Source organism: Streptomyces sp. NPDC110618 (assembly GCF_055657065.1).
The window spans coordinates 87680-103126 of the sequence record NZ_JBVKBN010000020.1 but is presented as its reverse complement, the minus strand read 5'-3'; the positions used below and the strand labels follow the sequence as shown (position 1 = coordinate 103126).

Sequence of the window (15447 nt, the reverse complement as noted above, 5' to 3'; positions counted from 1 at the left end):
TTGTTTCCGGGGCAGTTGGGGATGAAGAGATTGGCGCGAAAGTGACGGTGGACGAGATGCGGCGGCCCCGGATCAAGCCCGAGCACCGGGCGTACCGCACGGTCGACGGCAACCTGCGCATCGGCAGCGTCGTCTACGGCATCGGGGCCGAGGTGAAGGATCCCGACGGCTGGGTGTGGACCCTCGTCGAGGCCATGGACGGCACCCGCGACACCGCCCAGGTCGTCGCCGAGGTCTCCCGCCGCCACCCCGGACTGCGGCTGCCCGCCGCCGACATAGCGCAGGCGATGGCCGACCTGACCGAGGCCGGGTACGTAGAGGACGCCGGCGCCCCGCCCCCGGAGGAGCTCACCGCCGCCGAACGCGAGCGGTACAGCCGGAGCATGACCCTCCAGCGCTGGATGGACCTCCGGCCGCGCTCCAGCCCCTGGGAGCCGCAACTGCTGCTGCGCCGGGCCCGGGTCCTGCTGATCGGCGTCGGCGGCACCGGCGGAGCCGCCGCCCGCGACCTGGTGGCCTCCGGAGTGGGGCGGCTGCACTGCGTGGAACCGGACGTGGTGGAGCTCTCCAACCTCAACCGGCAGACCCTCTTCCGGGACGCGGACCTCGGCACCCCCAAGATCGACGCGGCCCTGACGGCCCTGCGCGCCCTGAACCCGCACCCGGCGATCACCGGCGAGCGCGGGGAGGTGCGAGGGCCGACGGATCTGGCGGAGTTGCTGAAGGGCGCCGCGTACGACGTACTGCTCCTGGCCGCCGACCGCCCCTCCGACATCCGCCGCTGGGCCAACCGGGTCTGCCTCGACCTGGGTGTCCCGTGGGCCGAGGCCGGGTACCGCGGGCCCCTGGTGAGCGTCGGGGTCTTCGTGCCCGGCGAGGGCGCCTGCTGGGAGTGTCTGCGCGCCGCCGAGGCCGAGCGCCGCGAGCTGCGGCTGGCGCCCGGCCAGGACGAGGACGTCGCCTCGCCCCGGATGCCGTGGAACCCGGTCAACGCCGTGACCGCGAGCCTGTCCGGCGGCCTCCTCGCGCACGCCGCGCTCGCCCTGCTCAGCGGCGTGCCCCGGATCGAGCCCGGCTGCCGGTTCGGCCTCAACCTGATGGTGCCCGGCGACCCGGTGGCGCAGCGCGCGGACCGGCGCCCCGACTGCCCCGCCTGCCGGACGGAACCGGCATGACCGGGGCCGTGACCGAGAACCCGCCCGTCGAGGCCTCCACCCGCGTCGCGTTGCACGACCTCGCGGTGCGGCGGGACCGGGACGAGTGGATCGTGGGCCGGATGGCGACCCGCACCTTCGTCGCCCTGCCCCCGGTCGGGGCCCGCGCGGTGGAACTCCTGGGCCAGGGGCTGACCGTGGCCCGTACGGCTCAGGTGCTGCGGGCGGAGACCGGGGAGGAGTTCGCGCTCACCGACTTCGTCCGGGACCTGGCCGCCCTCGGGTTCGTGGCCCGGATCGGGGACCGCCCGCTCCCGGACCCCGCGCCGCCGCGCGCGACCCTGCCCCGGCTGCGCCCCCACCAGGTCCGCCTCGCCCTGCACCCGGCGCTCCCGCTGCTGGTCGCGGCCCTGCTGACGGCCGCCGTCATCACGTTGTTCCGCCGCCCCGACCTGATACCCCACTACCGCGACCTGCTGTGGAGCCCGCACGGCAGCGTCGTCCTGCTCTCCGGGGCGGCGGCCGGATGGACGCTGCTGCTGGCCCACGAACTCGCGCACCTGGTGACCGCGCGGGCCGCGGGCGTGCCGGGCCGGATGCGCCTCGGCACCCGGCTGCAGTTCCTCGTCATGCAGACCGACATCAGCGGCATCGAACTGGCCCCGCGCCGCCACCGCCTGACCGCGTACCTGTCCGGCATCGCCCTGAACCTGTCCGTCGCCTCCGCCCTGGTCCTGGTCCTCACCGGCACGGACCCGGGCACGACCGCCCACGACCTCCTGGCCGCCGCCCTCCTGCTGGCCCTGCTCCCGCTGCCCTTCCAGTGCCTGGTGTTCACCCGCACCGACCTGTACTTCGTCCTCCAGGACCTCACCGGCTGCCGGGACCTGTACGGCGACGGCCGCGCCTACGCCCGCCACCTCCTCCGCCGCCTGCTCCGCCGTCCCGGCGCCACCGACCCGAGCACCCGGCTGCCCGCCCACGAACGCCGGGCCGTCCGGGTCTACAGCGTCGTCCTCGTCGTCGGTACGGCGCTCTGCCTGGCGTTCATGGCCGCCGTCACCCTGCCCGTCGACATCGCCCTGCTCGTCCGGGCCGTCCAGGGCCTCGGTCCCGGGAACGGACTCGCGGGCAACGCCGACTCGGCGGCCGTGCTGATCACCCTCGGCGGGGTGAACGTGCTGTGGCTGCGCACCTGGTGGCGCAACCGCCGCGAGCGGCGCTCCGCGAGCGCATAGATCCGGCCACGCGCACCCGCGCCCCGGTGGGAGGATGCGGGGACCGTGAGTGAGGGGTGGAAGGACCGTGGGGCGCGAGGAGCGGGGCGTTGTCGCCAGGGGGACGCGGCTGAACGAGGCGGCGCGCACCCTGGTCGCCGATCACGACAGGGCCGTCGAGGCGGTACGGGCGGCCCTGGCGCCGCTCCATGACGCGGAGGTACGCCGGGGGCTCGACGCCATCCCGGTGGCCCGCCTCCAGGACGTCACCGAGGGACGGCTCCGGCTGGGCGGCGTCCAGGACAGCGGACTGCGCACGGTGGGCGCCGTACTCGACGCGGGGCCCTACCGGCTGCGGCAGATCCCCGGCGTCGGACAGCGCACCGTCGACCAGATGCTCGCCGCCGCCCGCAGGCTCGCCGACGCGGTGCACGAGACGGTCGCCGTCCACATCGACGTGGACCGGCCCGAACCCGCCACCACCGCCCTGGTCACCGCCCTGCACGTCCTGGTGGAGGCGGGCGACGACACCCGCCGGGCCGTCGCCGGGGCCACGACCCTCGCCCAGCGCCTCGACCCGCTGCTCGCGGACGCCGCGCCCGCCGCCGGACGCTGGCGGATGCTGCTGGCCGGGCGGGAGAAGAAGGCCCGCGCGCTGGCCGCCGTCGCCGGCATCCGGTCCCTGCTGGAGGAGGCCGAACGGGCGCGGGCGGCCGAGCGGTTCGCCCAGGCGTCGGTCGACCTGCTGCGCGGGCCCGACTCCGACATCGCCGCCTGGGTGGACTTCGAGCTGCGCTCCGCCGAGTACTACAGCCTGCTCGCCGAGATCTCCGGACGGTCCCCCGACGCGGCCGCCGCGCAGGGCTTCCTGCCCGAGGAGATCGCCGAGCGCGTGCGGTCCCAGGACCTCGACGACACCCATCGGCGGGTCTCCCTGCGCGGCTACCAGGCGTTCGGCGCGCGCTTCGCCCTCGCCCAGCGCAAGGTGGTCCTCGGCGACGAGATGGGCCTGGGCAAGACCATCCAGGCGATCGCCGTGCTCGCCCACCTCGCCGCGGAGGGGCAGAGCCACTTCATGGTCGTCTGCCCGGCGAGCGTGCTGGTCAACTGGACGCGGGAGGTGGAGTCCCGCAGCGCGCTGCGGGTCAGCGTGCTGCACGGCCCCGACCGGCACGGCGCCTTCGCCGACTGGAAGGGGCGGGGCGGGGTCGCGGTGACCACCTTCGACGCGCTGCGCGGCTTTCCCGCGCCGGGCGGCGGCGAGGTCGGCCTGCTCGTCGTCGACGAGGCGCACTCGGTGAAGAACCCCAAGGCCAAACGGTCCCAGGCGGTCGCGCTGTGGGCCGAGCGCTGCGAGCGCGCCCTGTTCATGACCGGAACCCCCATGGAGAACCGGGTCGTGGAGTTCCGCAACCTGGTCGCGATGCTCGACCCGGGCGTCGCCGAATCCCTCGACGAGGGCGACGCGCGCGCCGGTTCGGTCGCCTTCCGCAAGGCCGTCGCCCCCGTCTACCTGCGCCGCAACCAGGACGACGTGCTCACCGAACTCCCCAGCCTCCAGCAGACCGACGAGTGGGAGGAGTTGAGCGCCTCGGACGAGGAGGCGTACCGGGAGGCCGTGCGCGCGGGCAACTTCATGGCCATGCGCCGGGCCGCCTATCTGCGACCCGAGAAGTCGGCCAAGCTGGGCCGGCTCCGCGAGATCGTCCAGGAGGCCGGCGAGAACGGGCAGAAGACCGTGGTCTTCTCCTACTTCCGCGATGTCCTGGGCGTGGTCGAGGACGCCCTCACCACCGGGACCAAGGACGCACCCCCGGTGTTCGGCCCGCTCACCGGCAGCGTGCCCGCGACACGGCGGCAGCAACTCGTCGACGACTTCTCCGCCACACCCGGCCCCGCGGTACTGCTCGCCCAGATCCAGGCGGCCGGTGTCGGCCTGAACATGCAGGCCGCCTCCACCGTCGTGATCTGCGAACCGCAGATCAAGCCGACCATCGAGCACCAGGCCGTGGCCCGCGCCCACCGCATGGGCCAGGTACGGCCGGTCCATGTGCACCGCCTGCTGGCCACCGGCGGCGTGGACGAACGCCTGGAACGCATCCTGCGGGAGAAGACCCGCCTCTTCGACGCCTACGCCCGCCGCAGCTCCGTCGCCGAAGCCACCCCGGACGCCGTCGACGTGTCCGACACCGAGCTGGCCCGGCGGATCGTGGAGGAGGAGCAGGCCCGCCTCGGGCTGTAGGTCAGGCGTCGCCCTCCTGGTGCAGTTCCAGGCTCGTCACCAGGTGGATCCGGGCGTCCACCCAGGCGGGGACGGCCGCGCCCACGCTGTCCCTGCCCAAGCGGTCCGCCAGGTCGTCGAGCAGTCCGGCCGCCGTGTGCAGGCCGGTGCGGCGCAGGGCGGTCGCGCGGTCGGCGAGGCGGGTGCGGGCGGTGGGGGAGAGGTGGCGCAGGCCGTGGTGGGCGGCCTCGGCGAGGGCGCGCAGGGCCGACTCCATGGCGTGGGTGAGGGGGTCGGTCGTACGGCGGGCCGCAGGGGTGAGTGCCGTGTCGCCGTCGCCGGGGGCGAGGTCGGGGACGACGACGCCCCCGGCGGTGAGGACGGCGAGCGGCTCCAGGACCGTGCGGCCGTGGTCGCGGGTCAGCACGCCGCTGATCCAGCGGGGTCCGTCGCGGCTGCCGTCCAGCGCCTCGGCCAGGGCGTCCAGTCGGGCCGGGCACAGGGGGTCGTGGTCGGCGCGGACCAGGACCTCGTTGCCCGCCGGGTCGTGGGCCACGGCCTCCAGGCGCTGAGCGGCGGGGTCGTAGCTGGCCGGGCCCACGGCCGCGATCTCCACCACGTGCACCGACTCCGCCTCCACCCGCGGGCGGATCAGCCGCGGTGGACGCCCGGCCAGGGTCTTCAGATGGGCCGCGGTGTCCTTCAGGAGCAGGGGCGCGGGCAGGTCGAGCCAGGCCGTGCCCACAGGCGTGACACTGGTGGACGAGACCCGGCCGCGGGAGATTGTCACCGTACGGTCGGCGGCGCGGGCGGTGTGCTCGCTGACGACGTTCGCGGCGGCCAGCGCGCGCAGGGACGAGCCGAGGACGCGGCGGGCGGCGAGGTCGTGGCCGGTGGGGGATTGGTCCTCCGGCACGTCCCAGCTGCGGCGCAGTACGAGGACGACACCCGCCTCCGGGTGCGCGAAGCAGACCTCGGCGGTGCGGTCCCGGTCGGTGCCGCCGATCCTGCAGCCCAGCGCCACCAGACGGACCCGGCGCAGCGGGGTCTGCGGCGCCTCCTTCGTGCCCAGCACCCCGACCGGGTCCAGGGCGGCGGCCCGCTGCCGGGCGTGCAGCTCGGTCAGCAGCCGGGCCACGCGCTCCGGGTCGTACCGGGCACCGCGCACCGCGTACGCGGCGAGCTGCTCGACCAGCTCCGCGACCGCGCCGGCCGGCCAGTGCAGCGCCGCCGAGGCCAGCGTGTCCCGGGCCCGGCCGAGGGAACCGGCGAACACCGGGCCCGCCTGGGGCACTCCGTCGAGGAGCAGGTCGTCGGCGAGCGCCAGCGCGGACCGCAGCGCCTGTTCGCCCCGGCCGCTCGGAGCGGTGCGGCCACCGACACTGACCTCGGTGTCCCGTCCTTCGGCGTCTTCCTTTTCGGTGTTCGTTTCTTCGGCGTCCGCCGTGCGGAACGCCCACACCGCCAGCGCCACGACCTCGCCGCGCAGGTCGTCGGCGGCGTCGGTGAGGGCGTAGCCCGGCTCGTGCGGGACCGGGAAACGGACGGTGCACGTGGGCAGTTCGGCCCGGGGGGTCGGGTCGGCCGGGGTGGGGCGGTGCAGGCGGGCGGTGTAGCCGCGGTCCAGGGTGCGGCGGGCGGCGTGCAGGGCGGGGCGGCCCAGCACCGCCTCCAGCGCCTCGTCGTCGCACTCGCCCGGGGACCAGTCCACGAACTCCGTCCGCTCCCCGCCCTCCGTGCTCCGCTGGTACGCCAGCACCAGGCAGATTCGGTGCCGGCAGATCCCCGCCGCCGCGCAGCCGCACTCCGCCCCGTCCAGGCCCCGGCCCGGCGGCAGGGCGGTGACGGTGCCGTCGGGGAAACGGCCGATCACGGTGGTGTCGTCGGCGACGGTCACCTCCGGGCCCGCGCCCGCCGCGAGGTCCTTCTCGGCGCGCTTGACGAGCCCCCGGTTGGCCAGCGAGACCAGCGTCTCGGGGGTCAGGGCCAGCAGGTCGGCGCGGCTCACAGGCCCACCTTCCCGGCGACGAACTCCGCCAGCTTTCCCGGCGTCATCGCGCCCACCGGGGCACCGGCGTCCGCGAGCCGCCCGGCCAGGGTCCGGTCGTAGACGGGGTCGGCCTCCTCGTCGAGCGCGGCCAGACAGAGCACCGTGGTGCCCTGCCCGACCAGCCCGCGCACGGTACGGACCAGGCGGTACGGGTCGCCCCCCTCGAAGAAGTCCGAGACGATCGCGACGATCGTCCGCCGCGGGTTCTCCACCAGCCCCGCGCCGTAGTCCACGGCCCGCGCGATGTCGGTGCCGCCGCCGAGCTGCACCCCCATCAGCAGCTCCACGGGGTCGGACACCTCCGAGGTGAGGTCCACGACCTCGGTGTCGAAGGCGACGAGATGGGTCTTCAGGCCCGGCAGGCTCCACAGGCAGGCCGCGGTGACCGCGGAGTGGATCACGGAACCCGCCATCGAGCCCGACTGGTCGACCAGCAGCACCAGTTGCCACTGGTCGAGTCGGCGCCGCGTGCGCGCGTGGAAGTGCGGGCGCTGGATGAGGATGCGCCGCTCCTCGGGCTGGTAGTGGGCGAGGTTGGCGCGGATGGTCGCCCGGTGGTCGAAGTCCCGGGCCAGCGGGAGCCGGCTCGGACGGCGGGAACGGGCACCGGTGAAGGCCTGACGGACCTCCGGCCGCAGCCGCTCCATCAGCTCCCGGACGACGGAGTCCACGATCCGGCGCGCGGCGGCGAGCACCTGGGGGTTCATCAGGTGCTTGGTGCGCAGGACGGCCCGCAGCAGTGCCTGGCTGGGCTCGACCCGGGCCAGCACGTCCGGGTCCGTGACGATCTCATGGACGCCGTAGCTCTCCACCGCGTCCCGCTCCAGCCGCTCCACCGTCTCCTTCGGGAACAGCCGGTGGATGTCGTCCAGCCAGTCCACGGCGGTGACCTGCGAGGGTCCGGTACCGCCCACCCGGGAACCGCCGGGCTTGCGCACCCCGCGCCGACGCAGGTCCTCGTCCCTTCCGTACAGCCAGTCGAGCGCGGAGTCCCGCTCGGCCGCCGCGCCGTGCAGGGGGCCGGTGCAGCTCTCGGCCGGCGAACCGAGGATGAGCCGCCAGCGCTCCAGCGTGGGGTCGGGGGTGTTCATGGGGCGGTCCTCGGGCCGTGGCGTGCTCATCGGGCCGTCCTCGGGCCGTGGCGTGCTCATCGTCCCGCCCTCGGGCCGGTGGTGTGTTCGTCGGGGCGCGGCGTCCTTGGGCCGGTGGTGTGTTCGTCGGGGTGCGGCGTCCTCAGGCCATGGCGGGTCAGGAGGTCGGTCACCGTGGCCTCCAGGGCTTTGGCGCGGGCGAGTCGCAGGGGGTCGGCGGTGGTGCGGAGGAGGGATCGGGCGGAGCCGGCCCGGCCCCGGCGCTCCAGCAGGTGCGCGGCGACGGCCTCGCGTTCGCGGGGCGGGAAGAAGGCGAACGCCTGGCGCAGGGCGGGCAGCGCGGCGAAGAAGGTGTCCTCCGGCATCGCCGCCACGATGTCGTCCAGTACGTCGACCAGTGTGCCCTCGCCCCGGCCGACCTCCTCCCGGGCCACCGCGAACAGCCCGGCGAGCCAGTCGCCGAGGGCGTCCGGGGCGAGGGCCCGTACCGTCGCCGCCGGATCGGCCGTACCGCCCAGGGCCCACCCCAGCCCGCAGGCCGCGCCCCGCAGATCCTGCGGGGCGCCGGGGTCCCCGGCGATACGGGCGGCGGCCTCGGCAGCGGCCTCCCGGGCGATCGGCACCGCCTCGGGCGCGTACAGCAGCGCGTCCCGTACGGCCGTCAGCGCGCGCAGTCTGCCGAGGTCCACGCCGCCGCCGCTGCCGTGCAGGCCCTCCGCCAGCCACAGCGCCCGCCGTACGGCGCCCGCGACGACCGCGCCCAGGACCGGGCCGCGGGCCACGCCGAACACCCGGTCGTGCCGCCACAGCCCCAGCGCGGTCGCCAGCACCTCACCGAGCGGGCCGAGTTCGCGGACCTGGCCGACCTGGTCCGCCAGCGTGTCCAGCAGATCGGCGGAGAGCGGGCCCACCCCGCACAGCACCGCGTCGAACAGCAGCCCGGCCAGCGGCCCGGCGTCCGTCCCGGCCGTCCGCGCGCGCTCGGCGAGCAGCACCGAGGCCGCCTCCTCCAGCCGCGCCCCGTAGGCGCCCGCCTCGATCAGCGCCGCCTCCCGCCCGGCCGAGGGCGACGGCTCCCAGCGCTCGGTGAACACCGGGTCCGCGCCGTCGGCCGGTCCGGAGACCCGGGTGAAGCCGGGGACGCCGAGAACCCGCAACCGGTGCAACACCCGGCTGCGCTCCAGGCCGCCCGGGTCGGTGAGGTCCAGCCGGACGGGGTCCTCGGCGTCGGCGAGACCCAGCCGGGCGAGCCGTTCGGTCACGTCGTGCACGAGCGGGGGCAGCGGTGTGCCGGGGTGCAGCCTCCCCTCGGCCGTACCGGTGCAGGCGGCGACCATCTCGGCCACCACCGGATGCGTGCCCGCGTGCAGCGTGCCCCGGGTCGTCCACGGAAGCGGCCGGTCCAGATCGTCCGTGATCAGCGCGCCCGCCAGCCCGTCCAGCACGTCCACCCGGGTCTCGTACGGATGCCCGCGCATCAGCGCCAGCCCCTGCGCGAGTGCACGCGCCGCCACCAGCGCGGCCGTGGACACCGGGACCCCGCGTCCGCGCAGCCGCTCGGCGACCGCGCGCGTCAGCTCGCCCGCGGCGGCCTCCGCCCCGCTCTCCCACAGCCGCTGGTAGTAGCCCGGCGACGGCATCCCCGACTGGTAGCCGCCGAACGCGTCCAACTGCCGGAAGGAGTACGGCACCAGGAAACTCCCGCCGAGCGCCCCCTCGGGCGGTTCGGGCACCTCGGGCCAGTCCGTCGTGCCCTCGGCCGCGAGCGTCCGCAGCGCCGGGCGGTGGAAGCCGCCCGTCACCACCAGTACCGGCCGCCCGCCCCTGCGGGCCACCGCCGCGCGCACCCAGGACGCCATGTACGCCTCGCGGGCCCGGTCGCCCGCGTCGGCCTCGGTGTCCCCGCGCACCAGGTCGAAGTAGGCGTCCAGGCGCTCCTGAAGCCCCTCGATGTCCTCCGTGTCCTCCGTGACCTCGAACAGCCCGTCCCACAGCGCGTCCACCGAGTCCACGGAGAACCGCTCGCACAGCCGCGCGGTCGCCTCGGCGTACCGCGCCTCGGCGTCCGCGTACCGGTTGGCGGCGCCCCCGGCGCGTGCGGTGAACGCCGGGTGCCAGGCCGGCAGGTCGATGAACCGCACCTCCGCGCCCGCCGCCCGCCCGTCGCGCAGCGCGATCCACTCCGGGGAGTAGTCGCACAGCGGCGCCCACGAGGTCGCCACCCGCGCCTCGTCCCGGTAGTGGCTGAACACGGCCACCGGCAGCCGGTGTTCGAGCAGCAGCTCGTCCAGCCGCCCGTTCATGTCCGCGGGCCCCTCCACCAGCACGTACGCCGGCCGCAGCGTCGCGATGGCCCGCGCGACGAGCCGCGCGCAGGCGGGGGAGTGGTGCCGTACGCCGATGAAGTGGGGCGTGTCCGGGGAAGGAGCCGCCGCCGCGTCCGCCGCCATCAGTCCGCCAGCAGGTGCCGCGCGTCGTGCAGGGCCCGCCACTGTCCGCCCTTGCGGCGCGGCACCTCCTGCTCCAGGAACCGCCGCAGCCGGGCCAGGTCCTCGGGGCTGTCCTTGGCCGCCGTGCCCGCGAGGCTCGCCACCACATCGGCCGCGGTGCCGGGCTCGCCGCGCAGGAACCAGCCGCGCACCCCGACCGCGTGGGCGACGGACACCGCCTCGGCGGTGCTCATCACCGTCGACATCCGCTCCCCGCGCTCCGCCGCCCCGCGCAGCTCGCGGAAGGTGCCCACCAGCACCTCCAGCACGTCCTGGCGCGGCGGCGCGGTCACCCCGGACTGCCGCAGCAGCGCCGTCGCCTCGGCCTCGACCAGGGCGAGTTCGGTGTCGAAGTCGGGGATCGGGAAGACGGTCTCGAAGTTGAAGCGGCGCTTGAGCGCGGCGCTCATCTCGTTGACGCCCCGGTCGCGGGTGTTGGCGGTGGCGATGACGTTGAAGCCCTGCCGGGCGAAGACCATGCCCTCGGGTCCGTCCAGCTCCGGGATCGCGATGACCCGGTCGGACAGCAGCGACAGCAGACAGTCCTGCACCTCCAGCGGGCAGCGGGTGATCTCCTCGAACCGCACGATCCGCCCCTCCGCCATGCCGCGCAGCATGGGCGCGGGGACGAGGGAGCGCGGCGAGGGGCCCTCGGAGACCAGCAGCGCGTAGTTCCAGGAGTACTTGATCTGGTCCTCGGTGGTGGCCGCGCCGCCCTGCACGGTCAGTGCCGAGTCCCCGCTGACCGCGGCCGCGATCAGCTCGGACAGCAGCGACTTCGCGGTGCCCGGTTCCCCTACGAGCATCAGGCCCCGGTTGGTGGCGAGCGTGACCAGGGCCCGCTCCACCAGGGACACGTTGCCGACGAACTTCCGGCTGATCCCGGCCTGTTCGTCGCCGACCACGAACCGCAGCGCGGCCCGCAGACCCATCTGCCAGCCGGGCGGACGCGGGCCCTCGTCGGTGGCGCGCAGCGCGGCCAGCTCGTCGGCGTAGCGGACCTCGGCGGGCGGCCGCTGGAGCAGCGGCTCGGTGGACTTCCCGGTGACGGTCACTGGGCGGTCACCTCGGTGAGGTCGGCGAGCAGCTCGGAGGCGATGACCGGGTCGATTCCGGAGAAGGGGGCCTTGCTGTCCGAGCCGCGCCAGAAGTTGTGGGGGGTCTCGCTCAGCCACACCGCCCGGAAGGTCTGGTCGCCGAGCATGTCGACGGCGCCGACCGCGATCCCCGGGTCGAGGTCGATGACCAGGTACCGGTTCTCGTCGAGACGGCGCAGGAACCAGTTCTCCACGCCCGCGTCCTGCGGCGCGCCGCGCTCCCAGCCGCGCTTGGTCAGACCGAGCAGCTTGCCGACCGGCACCGTGACCCCCTCGAACCGGGTGAGCCGGTCGCCGCGCGTCTCGTCCTCGGTGAGGGCGTGCACCGCCCGGCCGAGCTGCGGGAACGGCTGGAGGATCTCGTAGTCGGCGAACAGCTCCGACCAGGCGCCCAGCTCCTCGCCCAGCAGCAGCGGATGGGCCAGCCGTACGCCCGCCTGTTCCGGCAGCGTCAGCTCGTCGTCCTCGACGTCGGCGAACGTACGGTCCTCCGCGACCCGGAACGCCGTCACCTCGCCGTCGACATCACGGAGCCAGACCAGCCGCCGCACGAGATGCCACAGCAGGGGATGGGCCACGAACAGGTCCTGGAACTCCCCGGCCGTCCAGGAGCGTTGGCTCACCATCGCCGCCTCAAGGCGCCGCACCTGGTCGGCGGCGACCGTGCGTACGTCCTTCTTCAGCGCGGTGAACCGCTTGCGCTCGGCCGGGGCCAGCTCCGGGTCGTCCTTGGCGGCGGGCGCGGGCAGGGCCTTGCGGCGCTTGCCGTCGGAGTCCAGGACGTAGGGGCGCAGCTGCTCGTCGAAGCCGACGGTGAACTTCCTCGTGCCGTAGTCGATGACGGTGCTGCCGTCCGCGTCCAGGCCGAAGTCGGGTACCAGCCGGTCGCCGAGCTGGTCGGCGGTCAGCCCGAGACCCTTGGCCACCTCGGCGATCTTCTCCTGGGCGCGGGTCTTCAGGGCCTTGAACGGCACGCGCTGGGCGATGCCGTGCAGATGCATCAGCGCCACGTCGGTGCCGATCGCGGCGAGCACGTTCAGCCCCTCGACCGCGCGGTGGTGGGCGTTCTCCCCGGGCCAGGCGCGGATGACGGGGGTGAGCCGCCGTACCACCTCGTCGTCGCCGAGCCGGCCGAGCACGTGCAGCGCCCAGCTGTCCTTCGCGGGCATCCCGGCCAGCCGCCAGTGCTCGAACACACCCCAGGCGAAGGCCGACAGCGACTCCGGGGTGCAGTGCTCGGTCAGCACGGGCAGGCCCGGGTAGAACTCGCCCGGCTTGGACAGGGCCAGGACGGTCAGCGCGTGCCGTACCGCGTCCGCGGGCAGCGCGCCGCCCTCCTTGAGCAGGATCTGCGGCAGCAGCGCGGGCTCCGCCCAGGCGCCGACGGCCGGCATCCGGGCGGGCAGGCCGCTCTCCAGCGGATCGGCGGCCAGCGCCTCCGCGACGATGTCCACGCACTCCTGTCCGGCCTCCGCGGCTGCCGCGAGGACGGCCTCGGCGCCGTGGGAGTCCGCCAGCAGCCGCAACGCGTGTTCGGCGCCCTGCCGCGCCACCCCGGCCCGGCCCACGGCGCCCGGCACGAGGTACGGGACGGCGGCGAGACCGTGCCGCTTCAGCCAGGCGCGGGCCCTGGCGTCGGCCGACTTCAGCCGGACCAGCCAGCCCGCCACCAGGCCGGCGATCTCGGCACTCAGGAACGGCATGATCAGCACGCCCAGGTCGGCGGGGTGCCGGGTGGCGGCGCGCACCATCAACGCCAGCGCGTCCGCCTCGAACCGCGCGGCGATCGGCTTCAGGACGGCCTCGCCGTACCAGTAGTCGTCGGGTTCGCACAGGTGCAGGAACGGGCGGACCTCGTCCTCGGGCCGCATGACGAACAGCAGGGCGTCCCGGATGTCCCCCATCCGCACGCCGTTGCGGAGACTGTCGAGCTCCCGCGCCCAGTTGTGCGTGAGGTAGTACTTCCCGTACGGGGAGGTGACCTTGGCCCAGGCCTCCCGTTCCTCGGGCAGCCACTCGGCCCGGGGCTGCGGAGCCACGGGCACCTCGCCCGCCACGCGCGCCTTGGCGGCCTTGCGCCGCTTCGTCCACGGCGGGCTGACCAGCAGCGCGGGCAGCGCCTCGACGGGAGCCTCGGCCACCCGCCCCTCGGCGGACAGCTTCGGCTCGACGAACTCGGCTACCTCCGCGGGGAGTTGGGGCAGAGCCGCCGCCGTCAGATCCGGGTGGGCCTGGATGTGCGCGGTCAGCAACTGCCCCACCAGCGAGGCCTTCTCACCCGAACCCGTCGCCGCCGCGCCCATCAGCCGCAGCGCGCGCACGGGCCAGCGCCGCATCGCCTCCATCAAGTACCGCCGTACGTTCTTGTCGCCCGCGCGGTCCAGCAGCACCTGGAACGCCTCGTCCGTGGGCAGCTCCACCAGGGCGGCCGCGAGGGCGCGCAGCTTGTCGGCGCCGTACGCCTGGTCCAGGCCGGCGTCGACCACCGCGCCGATACCCGGACCGACGCCCTCGGCGAGCGTGGCGACCAGGGCCATCGTCCAGCCGTTCCAGCCGAATTCGAACTCGCCGTTGAAATGGGCGAGCTGCTCGGGGGAGTTGAGCGAGCACAGCAGCATCGACCGCAGGTCGCCCTGGACGACCTGGTCCGCCTCCGCGGCCACCTCGGCGGCCCACTCCAGCTCGGAGGGCACGATGTAGGAGACGACGAGACGGCGGCGCGTGGTGTCGCGGCACTTGGCCAGTACGTCGACGACCTGCCGGTAGGTGTCCTCGTCCGCCGTGCTGACCAACGCCCTGATCCGGTCGGCGAAGTCGCGGGCTCGGTGGTCGGCCGTGGTCGTCCCGGAGCGGTACCGGAGCCACGGGTTCTCGCGCCGTGAGCCGTACTGCTTCCAGTAGGCCTCGATGTCGAAGAAGTCCACGACCGCGCGGGCGGCGAAGACCAGACCGTGGGTGCGGGCCCAGGCGTCCACGAAGATGCCGTCGGGGAGCTGGTAGTGCAGGGTGAGGGGCGCGATCGCGGCGGCACCGAGCGGGCTGGGGCTGCCCTTGAGGTGGGCGCGCACGGCGTCGACGATCTCCGGCTCGCTGCGCTCGGCGGCGAGCATCTGCTCGATCCAGTCCCGCTGTTCCTTCAGCCGCTCGTCCCACAGATCCTGGGCGTCGGCGCGGAGTCCGGAGACCGACCGGGCGATGCCGCCGCGCTTGGGATGGACCAGGCGGCGCCAGGCCGGGGGCATGACGAAGGTGTCCTCGTCGGGGAGGAGGGGTTCGACCGGCTCGGGTTCGGCCTCCGGGCCCGGCTCGGCACCGGCCTCGTCGGGGGCGCCGGACGAGCCGGACGCGCTGCACGAGCCGGACGCGCCGGGCGCCCCGACGACCGCGTACCCCTTCCGCTCCTTCTCCGCGACCGCCTTCGCCAGATACGCCTCGGCCGCCTCCGCGGACTCCAGCTCCTTCGACTGGGTGCGCCCCCGCGAGCCCACCCGGCCGTAGCGCACGGTGACCGTCGCACCGTCCGCCGCCGCTTCCCAGAATTTCGCCGAGCCGTCCCCGGCCAACTCCCAACGCTGCACAGCCCCGCCCCTCCGCCCGACCCCCGGCCGGTGATCGTTCCGATCCCAAGTGGCTGTCACCGTAACCGCCCCCACTGACAGTGACCGTCGGCAGGGCACAGCGACGGCGTTGTCAGTGACGGCTGCCATGATCCGAAACAGTCCGTGATCCGAAACAGACCGTGGTCCGTAACAGGCCCGTGGTCCGTAACAGGCCCGACGAGAAGGACACCCGATGACGCCGAGCCCGGCCGCTGCAGCTGCCCCTCGGCGACGACGCGGTGACCGCCGTACTCGGGCACGTGGACCGGGTCAGGGACGAGGTGACCGCCTGGGAGAAGGTGACGAGGGCGACCGGTTTCGACGACTGATCCACCGGCCGCGAACCGGCTGGCGAACCCTTCCGCAAGGGTTCCGCGCAGGGTGACGGCGTGTCATGTCGGGCGCATGGCACGTGTGTTACGTCTGTGCGGGACCCCTTGTGCAATTCCTGTGGAAGCCTCAATCTTTCGGCTGGTGCACAGAGTTCGCACAGGATGCCCATGGGTGCGATTTTGTCATGATCACGTCC

General features: G+C 74.5%; 8 protein-coding genes and 1 pseudogene. 4 read left to right on the top strand and 5 right to left on the bottom strand.

What is annotated here, in order from left to right; genetic code table 11:
- Window positions 1-56: 56 nt before the first annotated feature.
- The 3 genes from ACZ7L7_RS29165 to ACZ7L7_RS29155 all read left to right on the top strand — a co-directional run bounded on the left by ACZ7L7_RS29165 (window position 57) and on the right by ACZ7L7_RS29155 (window position 4613).
- Window positions 57-1175, top strand: coding sequence for a HesA/MoeB/ThiF family protein (locus tag ACZ7L7_RS29165; protein WP_472077631.1), 1119 nt, complete (start codon window positions 57-59; stop codon window positions 1173-1175).
- On the top strand, window positions 1172-2392 hold the full coding sequence (locus ACZ7L7_RS29160) for a hypothetical protein (RefSeq protein WP_453602014.1): 1221 nt from the start codon (window positions 1172-1174) through the stop codon (window positions 2390-2392). The genes ACZ7L7_RS29165 and ACZ7L7_RS29160 overlap by 4 nt, the downstream gene beginning before the upstream one ends.
- 67 nt (window positions 2393-2459) lie before the next feature.
- Window positions 2460-4613 (top strand): DEAD/DEAH box helicase, encoded by a 2154-nt coding sequence (locus ACZ7L7_RS29155; protein WP_471427797.1) that lies wholly within the window; start codon window positions 2460-2462, stop codon window positions 4611-4613.
- Between the two features lies 1 nt (window position 4614).
- On the opposite strand, the gene ACZ7L7_RS29150 is transcribed toward ACZ7L7_RS29155, so the two are convergent.
- From ACZ7L7_RS29150 to ACZ7L7_RS29130, 5 genes are read right to left on the bottom strand one after another with little or no spacing between them, the layout of a single operon-like run.
- A complete protein-coding gene (locus ACZ7L7_RS29150; RefSeq protein WP_471427795.1) occupies window positions 4615-6600 on the bottom strand; it encodes a hypothetical protein in 1986 nt (661 codons plus the stop codon).
- The gene (locus ACZ7L7_RS29145; protein WP_285510316.1) at window positions 6597-7763 is read right to left on the bottom strand and encodes a VWA domain-containing protein; all 1167 of its coding nucleotides are present in this window, start codon (window positions 7761-7763) and stop codon (window positions 6597-6599) included. The genes ACZ7L7_RS29150 and ACZ7L7_RS29145 overlap by 4 nt, the downstream gene beginning before the upstream one ends.
- 26 nt (window positions 7764-7789) lie before the next feature.
- Complete coding sequence (locus ACZ7L7_RS29140) at window positions 7790-10183, bottom strand: DUF5682 family protein (protein ID WP_471591950.1); 2394 nt, start codon at window positions 10181-10183, stop codon at window positions 7790-7792.
- Complete coding sequence (locus tag ACZ7L7_RS29135; RefSeq protein WP_453602002.1) at window positions 10183-11277, bottom strand: ATP-binding protein; 1095 nt, start codon at window positions 11275-11277, stop codon at window positions 10183-10185. The genes ACZ7L7_RS29140 and ACZ7L7_RS29135 overlap by 1 nt, the downstream gene beginning before the upstream one ends.
- Window positions 11274-14897: a WGR and DUF4132 domain-containing protein gene (locus ACZ7L7_RS29130; RefSeq protein ID WP_472077619.1), complete on the bottom strand. Its 3624-nt coding sequence runs from the start codon at window positions 14895-14897 to the stop codon at window positions 11274-11276. The genes ACZ7L7_RS29135 and ACZ7L7_RS29130 overlap by 4 nt, the downstream gene beginning before the upstream one ends.
- 230 nt (window positions 14898-15127) lie before the next feature.
- Between ACZ7L7_RS29130 and ACZ7L7_RS29125 the strand changes: the two are divergent.
- Window positions 15128-15247: pseudogene (locus ACZ7L7_RS29125) on the top strand (SDR family NAD(P)-dependent oxidoreductase); the annotation flags it as partial.
- Window positions 15248-15447 lie beyond the last annotated feature (200 nt).